The organism is Yoonia sp., assembly GCF_042093035.1.
Classification (GTDB): domain Bacteria; phylum Pseudomonadota; class Alphaproteobacteria; order Rhodobacterales; family Rhodobacteraceae; genus Yoonia.
In genome coordinates, this window is the sequence record NZ_JBELFI010000033.1 from 1 (window position 1) to 21,328 (window position 21,328).

The 21,328-nt window shown below is 56.6% G+C and carries 21 protein-coding genes and 1 pseudogene; 12 read left to right on the top strand and 10 right to left on the bottom strand.

Annotation, left to right across the window (positions count from 1 at the left end; all coding sequences use genetic code 11):
* The 5 genes from ACFDSS_RS06520 to cobS form a co-directional block, all read right to left on the bottom strand.
* Positions 1 to 1,258: aminopeptidase P family N-terminal domain-containing protein (locus tag ACFDSS_RS06520; RefSeq protein ID WP_375254958.1), on the bottom strand; the 1,258-nt coding region annotated here is incomplete at its 3' end.
* A gap of 69 nt (positions 1,259 to 1,327) precedes the next feature.
* Entirely contained in the window at positions 1,328 to 3,208 is a 1,881-nt protein-coding gene (cobT, locus tag ACFDSS_RS06525) for a cobaltochelatase subunit CobT (RefSeq protein WP_375254959.1), read from the bottom strand.
* A 76-nt stretch (positions 3,209 to 3,284) separates the two neighbouring features.
* Complete coding sequence (locus tag ACFDSS_RS06530; RefSeq protein WP_375254960.1) at positions 3,285 to 3,650, bottom strand: hypothetical protein; 366 nt, start codon at positions 3,648 to 3,650, stop codon at positions 3,285 to 3,287.
* 107 nt (positions 3,651 to 3,757) lie between these two features.
* Positions 3,758 to 4,132, bottom strand: a complete 375-nt coding sequence (locus ACFDSS_RS06535) for a hypothetical protein (RefSeq protein WP_375254961.1) — start codon at positions 4,130 to 4,132, stop codon at positions 3,758 to 3,760.
* Positions 4,133 to 4,303: 171 nt separating this feature from the next.
* Positions 4,304 to 5,290: a cobaltochelatase subunit CobS gene (gene cobS / locus ACFDSS_RS06540; RefSeq protein WP_375254962.1), complete on the bottom strand. Its 987-nt coding sequence runs from the start codon at positions 5,288 to 5,290 to the stop codon at positions 4,304 to 4,306.
* A 426-nt stretch (positions 5,291 to 5,716) separates the two neighbouring features.
* Here cobS and ACFDSS_RS06545 point away from each other — a divergent pair, with 426 nt between their 5' ends.
* Positions 5,717 to 6,259: a hypothetical protein gene (locus ACFDSS_RS06545; RefSeq protein WP_375254963.1), complete on the top strand. Its 543-nt coding sequence runs from the start codon at positions 5,717 to 5,719 to the stop codon at positions 6,257 to 6,259.
* A 52-nt stretch (positions 6,260 to 6,311) separates the two neighbouring features.
* Here ACFDSS_RS06545 and ACFDSS_RS06550 read toward each other — a convergent pair whose 3' ends face one another.
* Positions 6,312 to 6,947, bottom strand: a complete 636-nt coding sequence (locus ACFDSS_RS06550) for a DnaJ domain-containing protein (RefSeq protein ID WP_375254964.1) — start codon at positions 6,945 to 6,947, stop codon at positions 6,312 to 6,314.
* An 80-nt stretch (positions 6,948 to 7,027) separates the two neighbouring features.
* On the opposite strand from ACFDSS_RS06550, the gene ACFDSS_RS06555 reads away from it, so the two are divergent.
* Positions 7,028 to 7,279 carry a BolA family protein gene (locus ACFDSS_RS06555; RefSeq protein ID WP_375254965.1) on the top strand — a complete coding sequence of 84 codons (252 nt, stop codon included), beginning with the start codon at positions 7,028 to 7,030 and terminating at the stop codon, positions 7,277 to 7,279.
* Here the strand turns inward: ACFDSS_RS06555 and ACFDSS_RS06560 are convergent, their stop codons facing one another.
* The 3 genes from ACFDSS_RS06560 to ACFDSS_RS06570 all read right to left on the bottom strand — a co-directional run bounded on the left by ACFDSS_RS06560 (position 7,280) and on the right by ACFDSS_RS06570 (position 10,188).
* Complete coding sequence (locus ACFDSS_RS06560) at positions 7,280 to 7,690, bottom strand: DUF4177 domain-containing protein (protein WP_375254966.1); 411 nt, start codon at positions 7,688 to 7,690, stop codon at positions 7,280 to 7,282. It lies immediately after the preceding gene.
* A gap of 55 nt (positions 7,691 to 7,745) precedes the next feature.
* The gene (gatB, locus tag ACFDSS_RS06565) at positions 7,746 to 9,257 is read right to left on the bottom strand and encodes an Asp-tRNA(Asn)/Glu-tRNA(Gln) amidotransferase subunit GatB (protein ID WP_375254967.1); all 1,512 of its coding nucleotides are present in this window, start codon (positions 9,255 to 9,257) and stop codon (positions 7,746 to 7,748) included.
* Between the two features lie 76 nt (positions 9,258 to 9,333).
* Positions 9,334 to 10,188: a lysophospholipid acyltransferase family protein gene (locus ACFDSS_RS06570; protein ID WP_375254968.1), complete on the bottom strand. Its 855-nt coding sequence runs from the start codon at positions 10,186 to 10,188 to the stop codon at positions 9,334 to 9,336.
* Between the two features lie 208 nt (positions 10,189 to 10,396).
* On the opposite strand from ACFDSS_RS06570, the pseudogene ACFDSS_RS06575 reads away from it, so the two are divergent.
* The 7 genes and pseudogenes from ACFDSS_RS06575 to ACFDSS_RS06605 all read left to right on the top strand — a co-directional run.
* Positions 10,397 to 10,462, top strand: a pseudogene (locus ACFDSS_RS06575) (DUF2256 domain-containing protein); the annotation flags it as partial.
* Positions 10,463 to 10,599: 137 nt separating this feature from the next.
* Positions 10,600 to 12,747, top strand: a complete 2,148-nt coding sequence (locus tag ACFDSS_RS06580) for a malate synthase G (protein ID WP_375254969.1) — start codon at positions 10,600 to 10,602, stop codon at positions 12,745 to 12,747.
* 20 nt (positions 12,748 to 12,767) lie between these two features.
* Positions 12,768 to 13,196: a heme-binding protein gene (locus ACFDSS_RS06585; protein WP_375254970.1), complete on the top strand. Its 429-nt coding sequence runs from the start codon at positions 12,768 to 12,770 to the stop codon at positions 13,194 to 13,196.
* Positions 13,197 to 13,350: 154 nt separating this feature from the next.
* Positions 13,351 to 14,115 (top strand): gamma-glutamyl-gamma-aminobutyrate hydrolase family protein, encoded by a 765-nt coding sequence (locus ACFDSS_RS06590; protein WP_375254971.1) that lies wholly within the window; start codon positions 13,351 to 13,353, stop codon positions 14,113 to 14,115.
* Between the two features lie 423 nt (positions 14,116 to 14,538).
* The gene (locus ACFDSS_RS06595) at positions 14,539 to 15,987 is read left to right on the top strand and encodes a TrkH family potassium uptake protein (protein WP_375254972.1); all 1,449 of its coding nucleotides are present in this window, start codon (positions 14,539 to 14,541) and stop codon (positions 15,985 to 15,987) included.
* 1 nt (position 15,988) lies between these two features.
* A complete protein-coding gene (locus ACFDSS_RS06600; RefSeq protein WP_375254973.1) occupies positions 15,989 to 17,575 on the top strand; it encodes a thiamine pyrophosphate-binding protein in 1,587 nt (528 codons plus the stop codon).
* 84 nt (positions 17,576 to 17,659) lie between these two features.
* Entirely contained in the window at positions 17,660 to 18,463 is an 804-nt protein-coding gene (locus ACFDSS_RS06605; RefSeq protein WP_375254974.1) for a class I SAM-dependent methyltransferase, read from the top strand.
* Positions 18,464 to 18,483: 20 nt separating this feature from the next.
* On the opposite strand, the gene ACFDSS_RS06610 is transcribed toward ACFDSS_RS06605, so the two are convergent.
* A complete protein-coding gene (locus tag ACFDSS_RS06610) occupies positions 18,484 to 19,125 on the bottom strand; it encodes a LysE family translocator (protein WP_375254975.1) in 642 nt (213 codons plus the stop codon).
* Positions 19,126 to 19,289: 164 nt separating this feature from the next.
* Between ACFDSS_RS06610 and ACFDSS_RS06615 the strand changes: the two genes are divergently transcribed.
* The 3 genes from ACFDSS_RS06615 to ACFDSS_RS06625 all read left to right on the top strand — a co-directional run.
* Positions 19,290 to 20,210: a glycine--tRNA ligase subunit alpha gene (locus ACFDSS_RS06615; protein WP_375254976.1), complete on the top strand. Its 921-nt coding sequence runs from the start codon at positions 19,290 to 19,292 to the stop codon at positions 20,208 to 20,210.
* Positions 20,210 to 20,731, top strand: a complete 522-nt coding sequence (locus tag ACFDSS_RS06620; protein ID WP_375254977.1) for a DUF6446 family protein — start codon at positions 20,210 to 20,212, stop codon at positions 20,729 to 20,731. Before ACFDSS_RS06615 ends, ACFDSS_RS06620 begins: the two co-directional genes overlap by 1 nt.
* On the top strand, positions 20,731 to 21,328 hold a 598-nt coding region (locus tag ACFDSS_RS06625; protein WP_375254978.1), incomplete at its 3' end, for a glycine--tRNA ligase subunit beta. The genes ACFDSS_RS06620 and ACFDSS_RS06625, both read left to right, overlap by 1 nt.

Consider the following 21,328-nt stretch of genomic DNA (forward strand, 5'->3'; position numbering starts at 1 on the left):
CATCCGTTGGGGTGCCAATGGCCACTGTGCGGGTGATATCCGTCGTGCCGTCAATGTATTGGCCACCGCTATCCACAAGCACAAGTTCGCCCGCAGCAAGAGTGCGATTGGTCTCTTCGCTCACGCGGTAATGGACAATCGCCCCATTGGGACCAGACCCGCAGATCGTCTCGAAACTGATATCGCGCAGGGCATTTGTCTGGGCGCGAAACCCCTCGAGCGCTTTGACGACGTCAATCTCTGTCAGGCCCGATGACAGATTTTGTGCATCCAGCCAGGCCAGGAAACGGGCCATTGCCACGGCATCACGCGCTTGCGCGGCTTTGGCTCCGGCGATTTCCGTGGGATTTTTGCAGGCTTTGGGCAAGATGCAAGGGTCTTTGCCCTGCACAAGTGCGGCGCCGCCTTGGGTCAGGGTCGTCGCCACGATATCGGGGCAACTGCGCGCATCAACAAGCACTTTTCCAGTCAGCGATCTCAAGGCATCGAGAAAACCATTGATCGCATGGACTGTCACGTAAGGGCCGAGGTGATCGGCAATGCCGGCAGCCTTTTGCGCACCCGCAAAAAGATCAACGCGGCCATTGCCGTGCAGGATGGCAAAAGCTTGCGGGACAGGGTTGCGATCAATATCGGTGCCACGGATATTCAGAAGCCACGCGATACTGTCGGGCAGTGTCAAAACGGCGGCATCTTCGGCCATATCCTTGGCAAGCCGGGCACATTTTGCCGAATGTGTCTCGCCTGCATGTTCAAGTGCTTGGGCGGTGAATGGTTGCGCGGGGGCGGCAGGCTGATGATCCCATATCGCATCAACAAGATTATCGGTTGGCGTCAGTGTAAATTGCGGGAGCGCATCGCGGAGATCGTTGATCTCGCTATGTGTATGTAACCAGGGATCATAGGCAAGGACACCACCTGCGGGGTGCTGTGCTGCCAGCCAATCATGCAATTGTGTCTCTGGCCAAGGCACGGGGGTGAAGTCACCTGCAACCTGCGCGCGCACCTGAACACGGTAGCGGCCATCAATAAACATGCCCGCAAGCTCCGGGAGCACCGCGCAAAACCCGGCAGACCCAGAGAACCCGGTTAGCCATTCAAGACGCGCATCACGGGGTGCCACATATTCGCCTTGGTGGGCATCCGCACGGGGCACAAGAAATGCATCAATCCCGCGCCCGGCCATCAGCGCACGCAATGCCGCAAGCCGTGGCGGGCCCTGATCCGGCGAAGACCTCGCCTCAAAGGTTTGAAACATCTCTCATCCCCAACTTCTTAATCCCAAAAAACTTCCGCCGGAGGCATCCGCCCGGAGCTGCGCGCGCGCCTATCCTGCTTTGCGCATCCCCAACACGCGGGCGCGTTTGCGCGGGTCGTTGTCAAACAGGCTGGCAAGCTGTTCGGTCATGGCACCGGCCAATTGCTCAACATCTGTGATGGTGACAGCGCGTTCATAGTAGCGGGTGACATCATGGCCGATACCAATCGCGACCAGTTCAACCGCTTTGCGCTTTTCGACCATGGCGATCACGTCGCGCAGGTGCTTTTCAAGGTAATTCGCCGGGTTGACCGACAAGGTGCTGTCATCAACAGGCGCCCCGTCCGAGATCACCATCAGAACGCGTCGCTGTTCTTGGCGCGCCATCATCCGGCGATGTGCCCATTCCAGCGCTTCGCCATCGATGTTTTCCTTCAACAAGCCTTCTTTCATCATCAACCCAAGGTTCGGTCGGGTCCTGCGCCAAGGGGCATCTGCGGATTTGTAGATGATATGGCGCAAATCATTCAGACGGCCCGGCGTGGCCTCACGCCCATTTGCTAGCCACTGCTCGCGCGATTGGCCGCCTTTCCACGCTTTCGTGGTAAAGCCCAAGATCTCAACCTTCACATCGCAACGCTCCAACGTGCGCGCCATGACATCGGCACAAATCGCTGCAATGGATATGGGCCGCCCCCGCATAGAGCCGGAATTGTCCAACAACAGGGTCACGACCGTGTCGCGGAAATCCGTGTCTTTCTCGACCTTGAACGACAAAGGCGTCGTCGGAGAGGCCACAACGCGCGCCAAGCGTCCCGCATCAAGGATGCCTTCTTCGCGGTCAAATTCCCATGACCGGTTCTGCTGGGCCTGCAAACGCCGTTGCAGCTTATTCGCCAGACGCGACACAGCCCCTTTGAGCGGCTCCAACTGCTGGTCAAGGTAGGCCCGCAAGCGCTCCAATTCGACCGGCTCGGCGAGGTCCTCGGCGGCGATTTCTTCATCAAATTCGGTCGTATAAACCCGGTAATCGGGATCAGCTTCCGAAACTGGTTGCGGGGCAGGTGGCTCAAGCGGGGCTTCGCCCTCGGGCATTTCAGCATCTTCACCCATTTCCTGGTCGGCCTGGTCATCCATGCTGACCTGCGCCTGGCTCGCATCCTGACTGTCTTCCTGAGACTGCTCTGGCGTGCCTTCGGCCTCATCGCCGTCGCTGTCATCATCACCGGTGCTATCGGGTTCGTCCTGATCGTCATCCTGGCCCTCTTCGGCCGCGTCGTCTTGGTCGTCATCCAGCGTGTCGGGGTCGTCGCCCAACTGGTCGCCGTAGCCCATATCGCTGATGAGCTGGCGGGCAAATTTCGCAAATGCCTGCTGATCGTTGAGCGTCTCTGACAGGTTTTCAAGGGTGCCGCCGCAGTGGTCCTCGATAAAACCGCGCCAAAGCTCCATGACATTATCCGCGCCTTTGGGCAGATCGCGGCCAGTGGCGAGGTGACGGATGAGATAGCCTGCGGCGACAGCCAAGGGCGCATCAGAGGCTTGATTGATCTGGTCGTAGCCCTTGCGCATGGCTTCGGTGCCGATCTTGGCATCAATATTGCCGGCAGTGCCGGGCATATATGCAGCACCCACCGCTTCGATCCGTGCGGTCTCCATCGCGTCATAGAGATCCTGCGCCATCTGGCCCTGCGGCATGTAGCGCGCTGAAACCTTGGGATCGTGGAATTTGTGGCGTAGCGCGAAAGCGTCAGCAGTCCCGCGCGCCAACAAAACCTCATCCCGGGTCATGCGGCGTGACACTTGCGGCAGGCGGATCGTGTCCGATGTCTGGCCTGCCGGATCCACCGAATAGGTGACCGCCAATTCCGGATCATCTGCCATGACTTTGGTCGCTTCGGCCAATGCTTTCTTGAACGGATCAGCTGGGTTGTCGGATGGTTTGTTCATTGCGCGGTCCTTTGCTACCGCGCAAACTAGAACTCAAGGGGGCCAAAGACCAGTCCCTCGCGCATGAAAACCGCCGTTACTCTTCCGCGAATTCGGGGTCTTCAAAGCTGATCTCGGCCTCAGGCGCGATATCAAAAGGGTCGCCCGCCAATTCATTGAGATTGTTCAGGGCAGCCACGCCGGGCAGGATATCTCCCGCCTCATCAGCAAAGGCCAATTTGGGTCGGTAGGTTTTACCGCCGATCTCAATCTCACCCTCATCAAAAAGATAGGCAAGTTCGGTGACGATGCCTTCGACATTCGCTTTCGCAAGCGCGTCGGGCATGTTTTCGGCAAAAAGCGGCAGGAGAGCGTGCGCAATCAGCGATGCGGCTGATTCCGACAGGTCTTCGTGGCTGACGTGATAGCCTTCGGGCAGTTCAGTTCCAATTTTCATCTTCATGGTGTGAGCTCCGGTATCTTGAATCGTGTATTTTTGCAGGATGCGCAGAAATAGAAACCAGATTATGGCAAACCTGCGCTGAAGCGCAAAAAAAATTGATGAAAATACTAGCCTAGCAACATTCCGCTGCAGTCTTGTTGATATTGCAGGGCCTGTGCGCGGGCCCAGGCCGCGTCATTTTCATCATCATTGAATGTCGCACGTGTCAGCAAGACTGACTGCGCCCGCTTGGCTTCAAGGCGCCATTCCAACACATTGCGCCCCTGACCCGGTTCCATCACGGCGGCAATCAAATCCAGCACAGCCGCTCGATCGGCTTGTGTCTTTTCGGAGCCCGCGCCGTCAAACATCCACTGATATTCCATCACAGCCGACAGCCTGCCAGCGCAGGCGGCGAATGTGCGCAGCGGATCATCTTCAAACCCAAAAGCCGGCGGGGCCGTGCCAAGCGACACGCAAAGGCAAATCGCAAGAGTTCTCATACCGCCAGTTTATACAGCATAAAGGCAAAAATAAGGTTTATAAATTAAGCTAAATGAAAACTTGTGGCGCGGCGCACCGACGTGAATTGAAGGCGCCGCCGTCTCCTCGTCGGAAACGGCGGCGATTTATCAAGTTCTGCGGCTCATTGGTGATGCGATGACTGCGCCATTTCAGCCGAGGCTAAGGCTGGCGGCACTTTCGGGCAGTTCTTCATCGAAGCAGCGCTGATAGAATTCGGCAACTGTCTGGCGTTCCAACTCGTCACATTTGTTGAGGAATGACAGGCGGAATGCATAGCCGACATCCTTGAAAATGCGGGTGTTTTCGGCCCATGCAAGAACTGTCCGTGGGGACATGACCGTGGACAAATCACCGTTCATGAAGGCTGTGCGCGTCAGATCGGCCACGGTGACCATCTGGCTGATCGTCTTGCGCCCATCTGCCGTGTTGAAATGCGGAGATTTCGACAAGATTATCGCCGCCTCTGCATCATGGCTCAGGTAATTCAACGTCGCCACAAGTGACCAACGGTCCATTTGCGCTTGGTTGATCTGCTGCGTGCCGTGGTAAAGACCCGTTGTATCGCCCAAACCAACTGTGTTCGCCGTCGCAAAGAGGCGGAAATACGGGTTTGGCGTGATGATTTCATTCTGGTCCATCAATGTCAGCTTGCCGTCAGCTTCCAGAACACGCTGGATCACAAACATCACGTCCGCGCGACCAGCATCATATTCGTCAAAGACGATCGCAACCGGATTGCGTAGAGCCCAAGGCAGAATGCCTTCGTGGAATTCGGTGACCTGCACACCATCGCGCAGTTTGATTGCATCTTTGCCGATCAGGTCGATCCGGCTGATGTGGCTATCAAGGTTCACACGCACAGCAGGCCAATTCAGACGGGCGGCGACCTGCTCAATATGGGTTGATTTACCGGTGCCGTGATAGCCTTGGATCATCACGCGGCGATTATAGCCGAAGCCCGCAAGGATCGCCAAAGTCGTATCGGGATCGAATTTGTAGGTGCTGTCAATCTCAGGTACGCGGTCGGTGCGCTCTGCAAAGCCCTTGATCTTCATATCGCTATCAATGCCGAATACATCCCTGACCGAGATTTCCTCAGTTGGTTTCGCCTGCATGTCTGTGGTGCCGTCAGCCATCTCTCAGAGCCTTTGCGCTTTGTCATCTATTCTGCGTCCGCAAATGCAACATAAAGCGAGAGGCCGCAAGGGAAAGGGCGGAAAATGCGTCCGGTTTTGGGGCGGAAATCGGGGTGAAAACGGCCGATGGCGGGGTGCGGCAGGTGTGGTGTTCACGCCCGGTTTTCGGTGAAAAGGCGAAGAAGCGCATCGCAGAAATTGCCATATCAGACCGGAGGCGCAAACCAGAAAAACGAATAAAGCCTATTTGCAACAAATGTTTATATGCCAATATTAAGGTCAGGCGGATATTTGCCGGTTTTGTGTTGTTTGGTCGGGCGAAGTATGGCAAATTTACCCTTATATTTAGGTTTTCGACATACGAGTCGGGGAAACGCTATTTTTCGTCACCAAGTGTTCGGTGTTATCGAGTTAAGGAGTGTCGCAATGTTTGCGCGTCGCAAGGCAGCGTTTGAATTCGATCAAACGCAAAAGGCACGGTTAGGTGCTTATTCTCTTGTCACCATTCTCTGTGCGGCTGTCGCAGTTCACGTGGTCAACACAGCAGGTGTTGGTACGTTTGATCCGCGTTGGGCGGCCCTTGGCGGCGGTGTCGGCGGGATCGGGGCGCTTTATGCGGCCAGTTCATGGTTTGGCGGGCGGGGGCTTTTCGGTCTTGTCCGCGCGATTGTTGGAATTATCGTGACAGCAATCATCGCATCCGTGGTTGCGGGCGCCGTGATTATGCCGATTTATGGCGCGTTCTATGCCCCAATCGTGCTCGCGACAGCGCTTGCGACCCAGCCGCTGTTGCTGGCAGCCGCCTTGATCGTCATGGGGCGTGTTCATTCATTGATGATCCCGCGGGCCTTTCAGGATGATCTTTTTGCCGCTTTGCCAGTGGCTGATATTGAAGAACCCCAGGCGTCACCGCATGACACGTCGGAGTTGAGCGCACTGACCCGCGCCAATCTGTACCGCCGGAACTAAAGCTTTTCAGACAAAATATAGCTGCCAGGGCGTTGGTTGAGAGGCCGTCGACTTAGTCTTTCTCACGGAAAAAGCGGCTGGCCTTGATTTGATCCCAGGCCCAGACAACCTCTGATAATTGTTCTTCCTGACTGCGGTCGCCCCCATTCATGTCGGGATGCAAGACCTTGATTAAAGCTTTGTAAGCTTTGCGGATTTCCTGTTTGGACATGTTGTCCTTGGCTTCCAGAATCTCAACCGCGCGTCGTTCCGTGGGCGGCAGTTTGCGCCCCTTTGCGGCACCGCGGCCGGGGTTGCGCGTCGCGTTTTCGCCCAAGACTTGATGCGGGTCATCGACGCCCAGTCGCGCCCAGGCGCGTTCCTCGGTGCTGCGTTTGAATGGCTTTGTGGGACGTTCCCAAACGCGGTCGCTATCCATTTGCGCGGCCAATTCGGCCTCTGAGGTGCTGTCGAAAAAATTCCACTTCAGGTTATATTCGCGTACGTGCTGTTGGCAGAACCAAAAGTAATCGTCCAGGACATCAGGCGATTTCGGCGCGCGGTATTTGCCGGCTTCCTCGCAACCCTCATGGTCGCAGACCCGTCTGGACGTTTCAGACGCCCCCGACATCCCACGCCGGCCACGCGGGTTCTTTTTCTTGGAGCTGGACACTGACATGTCAAAACCAAAAGGGTCATCTTTTTTCATGGTGCGTCTCTTCGCTTTCCGACTCGGAGAAGTAACTTTAAACTCTGCAGCACAGGATAGAAGAGGGCAGGGCCAAAATAATGACAATCGAGACAGAAATTCGTGCTGCGCTTTCGACGCTGGACCCCCAGCATTTGGATGTCATCAACGAAAGCGCCTTGCATAGTGGGCATATGGGTGATGACGGATCGGGAGAGAGCCATTGGCGCGTTGTGATTAAGGCCGATCGTTTGGGCAATATGTCGCGCATCGCGCGCCATCGGGCCATTCATGCTGCATTGGGTAAGGACATCATCGGGCGCATTCACGCGCTAGCGATTGATATTCAGTAGTTATTTTTCGGCGGTCTCGGCCTTGGGTTCTTCGGTTTCGGGCACATCCGGATTGTCCGTGATGACTGGCTTCTCGATCATCAACGGGTCTTTGTGGCGATCGGCGGTCAATTGCGGCTGTGGCGCTGGCACCACCGGGGCAGGTGCCAGCTGTTTTGCCTTCGCCGGGCGGCGGAACACAAGTATGTTTTGAAACACTGTGGATCTGCCCATCAAGCCTTCGCGCTGCTCACAGGGCAATGTGTCCGCGCGCAGGTATTCCCAACCATCAGCTGCGTATGCATTCATCGCAGTTTCCAGCGCATGGGCAAAACGGTCTTCATGGGTCTTTTTGCCCTTCGCTTTCAGGCCGCGCTGGGGCGCTGGCACGACTTTGTATTCATAAGACATGACGTCACCCTTATTTTTCATCGGTAGAGGTTAACAAAGAAACGGCGGTCAGGCCAACCTTACCTTCGGTCAGATGTCAAAGGCCCAGTTTGCCAGAGACGATTTGGTTCACGGCCGCAGGGTTTGCCTTGCCGCCGGTTGCTTTCATCACCTGACCAACAAACCAACCCACCAGTTTGGGGTTGGCCTTGGCCTTTTCAACCTGCGCGGGGTTGGCTGCGATGATTTCATCAACGGCTGTTTCGATTGCGCCGGTGTCGGTGACCTGCTTCATGCCCTCGGTTTCAACGATTTCGGTGGGATTGCGGCCCGTGGTGTAGCAAATCTCGAAGACTTCCTTGGCAATCTTGCCGTTGATGTCCCCGGCTTTGATGAGACCGATCAATTCACCCAACTGCTGTGCCGCGACGGGGCTATCCTCAATGCCGTGGTCTTCTTTCTTGAGGCGGCCAAACAGCTCATTGATGACCCAGTTCGCAGCAAGTTTGCCATCCCGCCCGTCCGCCACCTTTTCAAAATAGACCGCGTTCACGACCTCGGCGGTCAGCACGGATGCATCATAGTCTGACAGGCCAAAGTCATTGATAAAGCGCGCTTTTTTCTGATCGGGAAGTTCGGGCAACGTGGCTTCGATGTCATCGACCCAAGCCTGTTCAATCTCCAGTGGCAGCAAATCAGGGTCCGGGAAATACCGATAGTCATGCGCTTCTTCTTTGGAGCGCATGGAACGTGTTTCGTTCTTGTCGGGATCATAAAGGCGGGTTTCCTGAACGACGTCTTGGCCGTCCTCGATCAGTGCAATCTGGCGGCGGGCTTCAAAGTCGATTGCCATTTGGATAAAGCGCATGGAGTTCATGTTCTTGATTTCGCAGCGGGTTCCGAGGTGGCCAAAATCCTGTGTCGCCTGATATTTTTCATAGTCGCCCGGACGGCAGACAGAAACATTGACGTCCGCGCGCAGGTTCCCGTTTTGCATGTTGCCATCGCAGGTGCCCAGATAGCGCAGGATCTGGCGCAATTTCAGGACATAGGCGGCGGCCTCCTCTGGGCCACGGATGTCGGGGCGGCTGACGATCTCCATCAGGGCGACGCCGGTGCGGTTGAGGTCCACAAAAGACATATGCGGGTCCATGTCATGGATGGATTTGCCTGCGTCCTGTTCAAGGTGGATGCGCTCAATCCGCACATTGCGCGCTTCGCCATTGCCCATTTCAACCAGCACTTCGCCTTCGCCGACGATGGGGTGATAAAGCTGGGAAATCTGATAGCCCTGCGGCAGGTCAGGGTAGAAATAGTTTTTGCGGTCAAAGGCTGAAAGGAGATTGATCTCTGCGTTCAGACCCAAGCCGGTTTTGACGGCCTGCGCCACACAGCCTTCGTTTATCACCGGCAACATGCCGGGCATGCCGGCGTCCACAAACGCCACGTTGCTGTTTGGCTCTGCGCCAAATTTGGTGGACGCGCCCGAGAATAGTTTGGCTTGCGTTGCGACCTGTGCGTGGACCTCCAGGCCGATCACCAATTCCCAATCGCTGGTAGCACCGGCAATCGATTTGGGGGCGGGGCTTTTGTAGGCGAGGTCGAGCATCCGGCGCTTCCTTGATGTACTGCGTTGGCTGATCTGTAAAAGAACGCGCAGGCAGCTTCAAGTGAGCAAGCGAATTCTAGCGCACCCAACTCCGCGCAGATTTCACCAAATTGACCGTGGGTGCGTCGTCGCCCGCCAAAGAGAGTGTTGCTTTGCGCAGCAACGCGATCCCTTCTTCAGAGCCGCGGGGCAGGGCACTTGCAGAAATCGGCTCTCCTATGGTCACCCGAAACGGCTGTCGGTCTTTGTTCAGCGTTTCATGGAACAGAGTGATATCACGCAGTGTCGGGTGCAATTTATCCAACAGATAGAACAGCGCCGAATTACGCGCCTGAATGTTGACTGGCACCACGGGCAAGTCAAACTTCCGCGCCAGCATCGCTGCAGATGCCATCCAAGGCCGCTCATAAAGGCGTAAGCCGCGCCGCTTTGCCAAACGTCCTGACGGAAAAATGACGCCCATCCGACCCTGATCGGTTGATTTGCGGATAAACGCCATCGTTGCACGTGTTTTGCTGTGACTACGCTTGTCATGACGCCATTCAACGGGGGCAATCATGTTTTGCATTTGCGGCAGTACGCGCAGAATGTCTTGGTTGGCCAAGAAGTAGACATCAGGGCGTTGGCGCGCGATCAAATGATACAGGATGATCCCGTCAGCGATGCCTGTAGGGTGATTGGCGACGATCAACGCAGGCCCATGCGCGGGCAGATTGCCAAGACCTTGAACCTGCACGTGCTGCGCAAGGCGCTTTCCTAAGTCCTGCATGATTTGGGCTGAATTTTTTTTCGCGAAGCTATCGGCGAGCGTGATGGTCTTTTGATAGCCCAGGACGCGATGCAAAATGCGGCGGGCCAAGTCAGTCGAAAGATGATTGCTGTAAAGCCACGGTGCGCGCTCTGCAATCAGCGGTTCGATACGGTGTTCCATGTAGCTTTTTTCGCCGGTCTTCGTAACGATCTGGTGATGCGATTATGACAGATTCATAACAGTATTTGATGGCCCATGGCGTCCTGTGGCGCGAAGAACTGGCGCTGATGGCTGATTTTCCGAGCCGCGGCACCAACTCAGGCCCATGCCGAAGATGCGTCGCAAATCTGACCTTCCCCAAGAGACTTGTGCCACCTGAGACAGACTACTCGCGTGGCGCAAGAAACGGGCGAAGGTTTGGGATGAGGTGCGCTATCGATCTGAGCATTGCTAATCCAATCGCCCGCGTTGATTGCCCCAAGCTGCACCAAAAAAGCACGTAGCTTTGTTGCTTATCGGAAACAACCACACTACTTCGTGTCGCAAGGCGGATGTGTGCCGCAGTATGCAATGCTCTAGGGGGATGGATTAATGTCAAACCGGGTCGAGAAGGCGGGCCTTCAGGTCGCGTCGGAATTGGCGGATTTCATTGACAACCGCGCTTTGGTGGGGACTGGCGTTGATAGCGCTGCTTTCTGGCAAGGTTTTGCCGATCTGATCGCTGAAATGACACCGCGCAACAGGGCCGCGCTAAAGAGACGCGATACCATCCAAGCGCAGATTGATGCGTGGCATATTGCTCACAAGGGCGAACAAATTGACCGGTCCGCCTATGAGGCATTCTTGAAGGACATCGCATATTTGGTCCCCGAAGGTGGCGATTTTACCATCGAGACCGCAAATGTCGATCCAGAGATCGCCACCTTGCCCGGTCCACAGCTTGTCGTGCCAATCACCAATGCGCGCTTTGCGCTCAACGCCGCGAATGCGCGCTGGGGCAGCCTTTATGATGCGCTCTATGGCACAGATGCGACGGGCGTGCCGCCGCCCAAAGGACCATATGATCGCGGCCATGGCGCCCGTGTCGTGGCCCGTGCCCGCGTGTTCCTTGATGAGGCTTTCCCGATTGTCGGCACCAGCCATGCGGATGTGTCGCGCTATTATGTCCATGACGGCGCGCTGCTTGTTGATGACAACCCTCTGCGCGATCCGGCGAAATTTGTGGGCTACCGTGGGAATCCCAAAGCGCCCGACGCCGTTCTATTGCAAAACAACGGTTTGCATGTGGAGCTTGTTTTTGATCGCGCACATCCCATCGGCAGCCGCGATCAGGCGCTTTTGGCGGATGTGCGTTTGGAAAGTGCGATCTCTGCGATTATGGATTGCGAGGACAGTGTCGCATGTGTCGATGCCGAAGATAAGGTGGAGGCTTACAGTAACTGGCTCGGCCTGATGCAGGGTAATCTGGAGGCGCAGTTCAATAAGGGCGGTCAGACGCTGACGCGGCGCCTTGCTGAAGATATGGAATACACTGCACCTGACGGCTCGGCTTTGACCTTGAAAGGTCGCGCCTTGCTCTGGATCCGCAACGTAGGTCATTTGATGACAAACCCAGCGATCCTTGACGCCAATGGCGATGAGATTTTCGAAGGTTTGATGGACGCGATGGTAACGGTGCTGATCGCCATGCATGACCTCAAGCGAGAGGGTGGCAATTCGGCGCTTGGCTCTGTTTACGTGGTGAAGCCCAAAATGCACGGCCCCGAAGAAGTGGCATTGACCAATGACATCTTTGGCAAGGTCGAAGATATTCTGGGTCTGCCGCGCCACACCGTCAAAATCGGGATTATGGATGAAGAACGCCGCACGACGGTGAACCTCAAGGAATGTATCCGCGCGGCCAAGTCGCGCGTTGCTTTTATCAATACTGGCTTTCTTGATCGGACCGGTGATGAGATCCACACCTCGATGGAAGCTGGCCCCTTCAGCCGCAAGGACTTTATCAAGCGTAAACAATGGATTGGCGCCTATGAAGATCAGAACGTTGATATCGGATTGGAATGCGGATTTTCTGGAAGGGCGCAGATCGGCAAAGGGATGTGGGCGATGCCCGACATGATGGCCGCGATGCTTCAGGAAAAGATTGGCCATCCACAGGCAGGCGCAAACTGCGCTTGGGTACCGAGCCCGACAGCGGCGACTTTACATGCGCTGCATTATCACAAGGTTGATGTCATGGCTGTGCAGGCGAAGCTGCGCAAAGGTGGGCGGCGGGCCTATGTGTCCTCTATCCTCGATATTCCGCTGGCCCAGTATCAACGCTGGACGGATGCGCAAAAGATCAAGGAAGTTGAGAACAATGCCCAGGGTATTCTGGGTTATGTCGTGCGCTGGATCGATCAGGGTGTTGGTTGCTCCAAAGTGCCCGACATCAACAACGTCGGGCTTATGGAGGACCGTGCGACATGCCGGATTTCCAGTCAGGCGCTAGCGAACTGGCTGCACCATGATGTGGTCAGTGAGAGCCAAGTGATGAAGGCGATGCGCAAAATGGCCGCCGTCGTTGACGACCAAAACGCAGGCGACCCTGCTTACCGGCCGATGGCTCCAGATTTTGATGGCATCGCCTTTCAGGCGGCCTGCGATCTGGTGTTCAAAGGCCGTGTCCAGCCATCTGGCTATACAGAGCCTGTGTTGCACCAGCGCCGCCTCGAACTCAAAGCACAGCGCAACCATTAAGCCCTACAGGAGACACCAACATGACCGAAATTTCTGCAAACAAAGCACGCTCTATCATTCGCAAAGCTTTGGCAAAAGGCGATGAGATGGGTTTCAAACCGCTGTCTGTTGTCATTCTGGATGCCGGTGGTCACGTCAAAGCCTTTGAACGCGCCGACGGTGCCGCCCCGGGGCGTTTCGGGATTGCGCATGGCAAGGCATATGGCTCCATCATGCTTGGTATGGCGGGCACCGCGCAGATGGCACGCGCCGAACAACAGGCCTACTTCATGGCGGCCGTAAATGGCGTCTATGGCGGGCAGGTGGTGCCTGTGCCGGGCGGTGTTTTGGTACGCGACAAGCGTGGCAGTGTTATCGGTGCAGTTGGCGTGACTGGTGATACATCCGACAATGACGTCATTGCAGCTCTGGCGGGGATTGAAGCCGCAAATCTGATCGCAGAGGCCTAGCGCGGCCAGACCGCATTTCAATGCTGCCTAGATCATAGGCCTTGGCGGTGATTTCTGCGCCATGTGCGCGGATGTCAACACGACTGTGCGCGTCGTGCATCTTTTCAATTCCGCAGATCGGGATTAAATACCCGGTAAGTCGAAAGGAAACCCTATGACACGGCCTGTTGTCGGCATCATCTCCAACAGTCACATGATAAACGACGAATACCACGTCTATGGCGGTGGCGCGATGATGGTGCAGGCTCTTGCAGATGTATCTGACGTGTTGCCGGTCATCATACCCGTGGACCCTTCCACAGATCTGGACACGTTGATGGCGGCTTTTGACGGTTTTTTGTTTCCCGGTGGCCGTCCTAACGTCCATCCAGAGGAGTATGGCGAAGAACCGACAGAAGCGCATGGCACCTTCGAACGCGACCGTGATCGGCTTTCGCTGGCATTGATCCGCGCTTGTGTTGCCCAGGGCAAACCCATCCTAGGCATCTGCCTTGGGTTTCAAGAAGTGAATGTAGCCATGGGCGGCACGCTTTACCCTGAAATTCGTGATTTGCCCGGACGCGACAATCACCGGATGCCGCCTGACGGCACGTTGGAAGAAAAATTTGGTCGCCGCCATGAGGTCACAGTCACCGAGGGCGGTCCGTTTCACCGTATCTTCGGCGCGCCAAAAGTCGTTACAAACACCCTGCACGGCCAAGGGATCAAGGAACCTGGGTCGCGTATTGTCATCGATGGCCGTGCACCAGATGGCACGCCAGAGGCGATCTATGTCGCCGATGCCCCCGGCTTCACTTTGGCTGTGCAATGGCATCCTGAATGGCAGGCAGCGACTGATCCTGTCTCGCGTCCGTTGTTTGAGGCGTTCGGAGATGCCTGCCGCAAACACGCCGTAGGCGGCTTGTGTCGGGCGGGCTAAAGGGCTGCAATCCCGCGCTGGCCTGCCAGAAGCCGTGGGATTTTCTCTTTGAAACGAAAAAACCCATGGGGTGCATATGGGCAGGTCGCTGTGTCGTAACGGCGAATGATTTGCGTCAGCCCACACTATCTGCAACCCGGCGAACCACATCCGCGCAGGGTTACGCAGGTAAGCGGTTTGCGTAAGCTGCCGCGCCCAATGGTCAAAGCAATTGTTGCCAGTTTACCCCTTGCAGGCGGCCTCCCATACCCGCTGTAAGCCGCGTTCCGACTGCACGCGGTTCAGGCGCGTCAGCGCGGCTGTGCGATTGGGTTTAAACATGGCGGAGAGATATTGCGCAGGGGGCCGTTTCAAGCCGCAGGAGCCAATGGTTTTCGCCCCACCCTGCTTGACTTAGCGCATTTGGCAGGACAACGCTGCCGCATGGTTGATTTTCGCCCGGTTGGGTACGTCATTGGTCTGCTTGTTGCCGCGCTTGGGTTCACCATGTTCGGCCCGCTTTTGGCTGACCTGCTGGCGGGCAACGGGCAGTGGCATGTGTTCTTTGAAAGCGCGGTCATCACGATCCTGACCGGCGGTCTGATTGCGCTGGCCTGCGCCAACGGTGTCTCGCAAGGGTTGTCGCTGCGGCAGACGTTTTTGTTGACCTCGCTGGTTTGGCTGACCTTGCCGATTTTTGGCGCAATCCCCTTCGTTCTGGGCGCCACTGAGGCGAGCTTCACCGACGCGTTCTTTGAGGCCATGTCGGGCCTGACAACGACCGGGGCAACCAGCATTTCCAATCTTGAAGGGCTCCCGGACGGGCTCAAGCTGTGGCGCGGTGTTCTGCAATGGCTCGGAGGGGTAGGTATTGTCGTGGTCGCGATGGTGTTTTTGCCGGAGCTGCGGGTCGGTGGTATGCAGATCTTCCGCTCGGAAGGCTTTGATACGAGCGGAAAAATCCTGCCGCGCGCCGGTGAGATCGCCAAGCGTATTTCATATATCTATGCCGGCCTGACCCTTGCTGCCGTTGTGGCTTATTCCTTTGCGGGGATGGGTAATTTCGATGCGATCGTCCATGCAATGACCACGGTTTCCACCGGCGGCATGGCCAACTATGATGCGTCTTTTGCGACTTTCGGGGCAGGGGTGCATTACGTGGCCGTCGTCTTTATGATCTTGGCCGCCCTGCCATTCGTGCGCTATGTCCAAATCCTTGCCGGGACCGCAAAGCCGCTTCTGCATGATCGTCAGGTCCATATCTTTTTGACTATCATCGCAAGCTGCGTGCTGTTCATCACGATGTGGCTTTGGGGACGTGGCGGCACAATGACAGAGCAGTCCTTCCGAGAGGCGCTCTTTAATGTCACGTCGATCATGACAGGCACAGGTTATGCCAACGCCAACTACATGACTTGGGGCACGTTTCCGGTCGTGATGTTCTTCTTGATTGGTCTGATCGGTGGCTGCGCGGGATCAACATCCTGCTCGGTGAAGGTCTTTCGCTATCAGATTGTTTTCGCTGCAATCAAAAGCCAGATCCGGCAGATCCATTCCCCGCATGGGATGTTCACCCCGCGCTACGCCGGACGGCCCATCAGCGAAGATGTTCTCAATTCGGTGATTGCATTTCTGGTGGCTTTCATCCTGTCGCTTGGCGGAACAGCGGTGCTTTTGGGTATGACCGGTTTGGACTTTATCACCTCGATTTCCGGGGCGGCGGCGGCTTTGGCCAACATCGGCCCCGGCTTGGGGCTCGAAATTGGTCCGGCGGGCAATTACGCGGGTATCAACGACACCGCGAAATGGATTCTTGCCATTGCCATGTTCGTTGGACGGCTTGAGATCATGGTCGTCCTGACCATCCTATCGATCAAATTCTGGAGACCCTGACATGACCACCCGCCCGCTTGGCGCCCAGATTTCGCATATGCTCAAAGATCGCGGGGTTGATACGATCTTTGGCATTCCCGGCGTGCATAATCAGGAAATGTATCGCGGGATTGAAGAGGCGGGGATTACTCATGTGCTCGCGCGCCATGAACAAGGTGCGGGCTTTATGGCGGACGGCTATGCGCGCGCGACCGGCAGAGTGGGTGTGGCTTACGTGATTTCCGGACCCGGTGTCTGCAACATCATGACACCGATGGGGCAGGCGTATTCGGACAGTGTGCCGATGCTGGTCTTGTCTTCGGTCTTGGATGAAACGGAGGCCAAACGCGGCCAGCTTCATCAGATGAAAGATCAAGAGGCTGCCGCAGGTACGGTCTGCGATTGGTCCGTGACGGCGCGGACAGCGGAAGCCAGCTATCAACTCATCGACCGCGCCTTGATGCAGATGGTTATGGGCGTGCCGTCCCCAAAACATATTCAAGTGCCCATCGCGCAGCTTGAAGCGCAGGCAGAGGCCGCACCTGCCCGCACCCCCGACTGGCCTACTTGCGCAGAACCTGCGCCTTTGGTTAGCCGCACAGTTGTTGACCGACTGTTGGCCGCAAAGCGCCCTTTGTTCATCTTTGGCGGCGGTGCTGCGCGCAATGTGGAAAGCTGGTTGCCGCATTTCCAGCGCCTGAATGCGGCGTCATTTACGACTTATGCCGGGCGCGGGATCATCCCTGACGATTTCCCATTGCATTATGGTGCCATGCTGGCGCGTCCGGGCAGCGCTGATGTGATTGCAAGCGCGGATTTGGTCGTGGCCGTTGGGACGCGCCTGAGCGAGGTTGATCTCTGGCGTGACGGTTTGGGACATACCGCACCGTTGATCCGGATTGATCTTGATCCCGAAAGCCTCACGGATCAGCACCGGGCAGAGGTGCGCATTCTGGCTGACGCGAGTACCCATCTGACGGAAAGTCTTTCGCAAATCGAAGATGTGCAAAAATCGGGCTGGACTGCCAAAGAGGTCGCAGATCAACGCGCCCTTTGGCGTGCGGAGTTGAACGCGGAGCGTCCAGGTATCCTGCCTGTCGTGGCGGCATTGAAAGATGCGGTTCCGCCTGACACGATGTTCTTTTCCGACATGACCCAATTCGCCTATGCCGCCAAAGAGGTCTATCCGATGGACCGCCCCGGCCATTGGCATCATCCCTACGGGTTTGGCACGCTCGGTTATGCACTGCCTGCGGCGATTGGCGGGAAGGTCGGTGTGGGCGACCAGCCTGTCGTCGCGATCCTTGGGGATTACGGGTTTCAGTATACCGTACAGGAACTTGCCGTCGCGGTTGAACTGGAACTGACTCTGCCAATCATCATCTGGGACAATGGCAAATTGGGCGAAATCGAGGACGGCATGGTCCGCGCCCAAATCGCGCCCAATGCAGTAGTGCAGCGCAACCCGGATTTCCTGAAATTGGCTGAGGCTTATGGAGCCGCTGCCGTGCAACCCAAAACATTGGAGGGGTTTGCCGGGGCCTTGCAGGAAGCGTTTGCCCGTAAGGGACCGACTGTCATTCGCGTGATCTCCGATATCGCAGTTTGAACTTTGCAATCATGCGCCAGGAGCCTGTGAAAATCTGCTAGGATCAGGCCATTGGATCGAACTTAGGAATGGATTGGATCACAGATGGATTGGGATGGGATGGCACGTCCGTGGCTCGAAGCGGCGCCGGAACTGGAAATCGCGTTTGAGGAAGTATTCGCGACACTTTTCGCAGCGGCAGCATTGTCGCCGGGAGAGAACGTGCTGGATGTGGGATGCGGGACCGGCCCTACACTCATCAAAGCGGCCGAGGCGGTGGGTGAGGCAGGCCGTGTCTTTGGTGTCGACATCGCCCCTCCATTGCTCGCAAGGGCCGCTGACCGTATTCCCGACAACGTCAGGGTAGAGGTCGCTGATGCAGGCACCTATCCGTTTGAGCAAGGCTCTTTTGATGTCATTTTGGCGAACTTCGGGATCATGTTTTTTGATGATAGCGTGTCAGCATTCAAAAACCTGCGAAAGGCGGTGCGTCCCGGCGGGCGTCTTGCTGCGACGGTTTGGGCGACACCACCAGAAAACCCGTGGTTCTCAATGCCGCGCAAAATAGTTGATAGCATTGTTCCGGATGTCCCGAGGCCTGATCCGACTGGACCGGGCCCTATGCGATTTGGCGATCCGACCGCGTTGAAGAACTATCTTGAGCAGGCAGCATGGACGCCTTGCATCGACACTTGTGACGTCACTCTGCTGCCGCCGGGAGGCGCAGCGCAAGTGGCGCGACTACATGCGAAACTCACGATAACGCGGATGCTGGATGGGATAGAGGTGACCGAGAGCCAGGTTTCCCGCATGCAGGAAGCTATCGCAGAAGCCAACCGGGTGTTTGAGGTAGACGGGCAAATGCGGGTCCCTGCGCGCATCCATGTCGTGACGGCGACGGCAGTATAGGCGACGACGCCACAGGACCGCTAAAGATTTTCCGGCAGCGTTGCGACCGACAAGCCGATTGCGCCAAAAATCAGGATCGACGCTATCAAGCGGTTAACCCAGACACCGGCCTTTTGTGATGGCACCGCGCGCCCCAGCATGTAACCGAGCGCTGAATAAATGCTATGGGCCGTCAGCGACATCAACGACGCGAAGACGGCCAGCACCAGTAGCTGCGGCGTCGCCGGGCGGGTGACATCAACCGCTTGCGGTACGACCACAAGGACAAAGATCATCGCCTTGGGGTTTGTCAGTGAAACGAGCGCGGCCTGCACCAGTATCTGCCAATGACCAGGCGCATCGACGGCACGCGACGTAGCCCCGGCTCCGGGTGCATTCCAAATCTTATAGGCCAGCCAAATCAGGTAGACGACACCGACCCAGCGCATGACAGCAAGGACCGGGCCAAACCATTGCGCAACCAAGCTCAATCCAAAGACGACGATCAGCGCGTAGATGAAGACGCCGGTGACGAACCCCGCCGCGCACATCAGTCCGGCGCGAAACCCGTATCTGCTGGAGACTGAAACAGTAAAAGCGACATTTGCCCCAGGCGTCATCGCGGCAGCCAACCAGATCACAGAGAAGCCAAACAGAACCGTCGGCGACACGATTTCGAACATTCTTGCCCCCACCAGCGGCTAAACCCAAAACCAGTCTGACTTTAGGCATTTGCGTGATGATGGCAACCCGCCTCAGCCTGTACGTCTGTTACATAGCGGCATGTCTGATTGACCCTCGTCGCGCCACGCCCTATTGAACGGCGGACATCTATTCGAGGGTTCCGATGAGCGATCAACCACGTAGTTTCCAAGAGATCATCCTACGGCTACAGACCTACTGGGCCGGCAAGGGCTGTGCGATCCTGCAACCCTACGACATGGAAGTCGGAGCGGGCACATTTCACCCTGCCACAACCCTGCGTGCGCTGGGCGGCAAGCCTTGGGCGGCGGCCTATGTGCAACCCTCACGGCGGCCAACCGACGGGCGCTATGGCGAGAACCCGAACCGGTTACAGCATTACTACCAGTATCAGGTGCTCATCAAACCATCCCCGCCTGATCTACAAGCGCATTATCTGGGGTCTTTGAAGGCCATTGGCATTGATGCATCCATGCATGACATCCGCTTTGTCGAGGACGACTGGGAAAGCCCGACGCTGGGTGCCTGGGGTCTTGGTTGGGAAGTCTGGTGTGACGGGATGGAGGTCAGCCAGTTTACCTATTTCCAGCAGGTTGGCGGGCATGACTGCAAACCCGTATCGGGAGAGTTGACCTACGGGCTGGAGCGTTTGGCGATGTATGTGCTCAATGTCGATCACGTGATGGATATGCCATTCAATGATCCTGATGCGCCCATTGCGCTGTCTTATGGTGACGTGTTCAAACAGACTGAACAGGAATATGCGCGCTGGAACTTCGATGTGGCAGATACGGATGTCTTGTTGCAGCACTTTCTGGACGCGGAAGCTGAATGCAAACGCATTCTGAACGCGCCTGCCGATGACCCCAAAACAGGATTGAAAATCATCATGGCCCACCCTGCCTATGACCAATGTATAAAGGCCTCGCATGTGTTCAATTTGCTTGACGCGCGCGGTGTGATCTCCGTCACCGAACGGCAAGCCTACATCGGGCGTGTACGCGCGCTGGCGAAGGCTTGTGCCGATGCCTTTGTGCAAACCGATGCTGGCGGAGCGGCGGCATAATGGGGCGGGTTGTCATTGTATTGATGCTTTTGACTGGCGTGATTGCGGGCGCCGCAATCTATTACTTGCAGGTCTATGCCTATTATGAAGAAGTGAGCTACGCGCCTGATGCTGTGCAGCTAACCTCGCGGACAACAGGAATGGCGGAGCCGATCGAAGTCGCAGACTTCGCGGCGATTGATGCGGCTAGCAGCCCGCTGCGGTATCGTGCCTGCTTTCAAACATCGTTCAGCCAAGCGGCACTGTCAGAAAGCTATGTCATTGTCCAAAACGCCGAACCACGGATCGCACCGGGCTGGTTTGACTGCTTTGATGCAGCCCAGATCGGGGCCGATCTGGACAATGACGCGATTGTCTTCCTGGGGACGGAAAATATCCAATACGGGATCGACCGTGTTGTCGCGATCTACCCAGACGGGCGCGGGTTTGTCTGGCACCAGATCAATCCCTGCGGTGAAGTCGTGTTTGATGGCAATCGTCCCCCGGAGGACTGCCCACCCATTCCTGAAAGCCAGAATTAATGCCTGATCTTCTGATTGAACTGTTCTCTGAGGAAATTCCCGCGCGGATGCAATCGCGCGCGGCGGATGATCTGCGCAGATTGGTGACCGACGGTTTGGTTGAAGCCGGTTTGACCTACGCCGGCGCTGCCGCCTTTTCGACCCCGCGCCGATTGACCCTGTCGCTTGAAGGGTTAAGCGCCGAAAGCAAGCCTTTGCGCGAAGAACGCCGCGGGCCAAAAATCGACGCGCCGAACAAAGCGATTGAGGGCTTTTTGCGCGGTTCCGGCGTCGCGATGGACGATCTTGAAATCCGTGATGACAAGAAGGGTCAAGTCTATTTCGCGGTGATCGAAAAGCCAGGCCGTTTGGCCGCTGACATCATCGCTGAGGTGCTTGAAAGTACCATCCGCAACTTCCCTTGGCCAAAATCGATGCGCTGGGGGGATGGGGCGCTGAGGTGGGTGCGCCCGCTGCATTCTATCCTGTGTATCCTGAGCGATGAAGCGGGTGCGTCGGTAGTGCCGCTGGACATTGATGGCATTACATCCGGCAACACCACATGCGGGCATCGTTTCCTTGCACCAGATGCTTTTTCTGTCACGTCCTTCGATGATT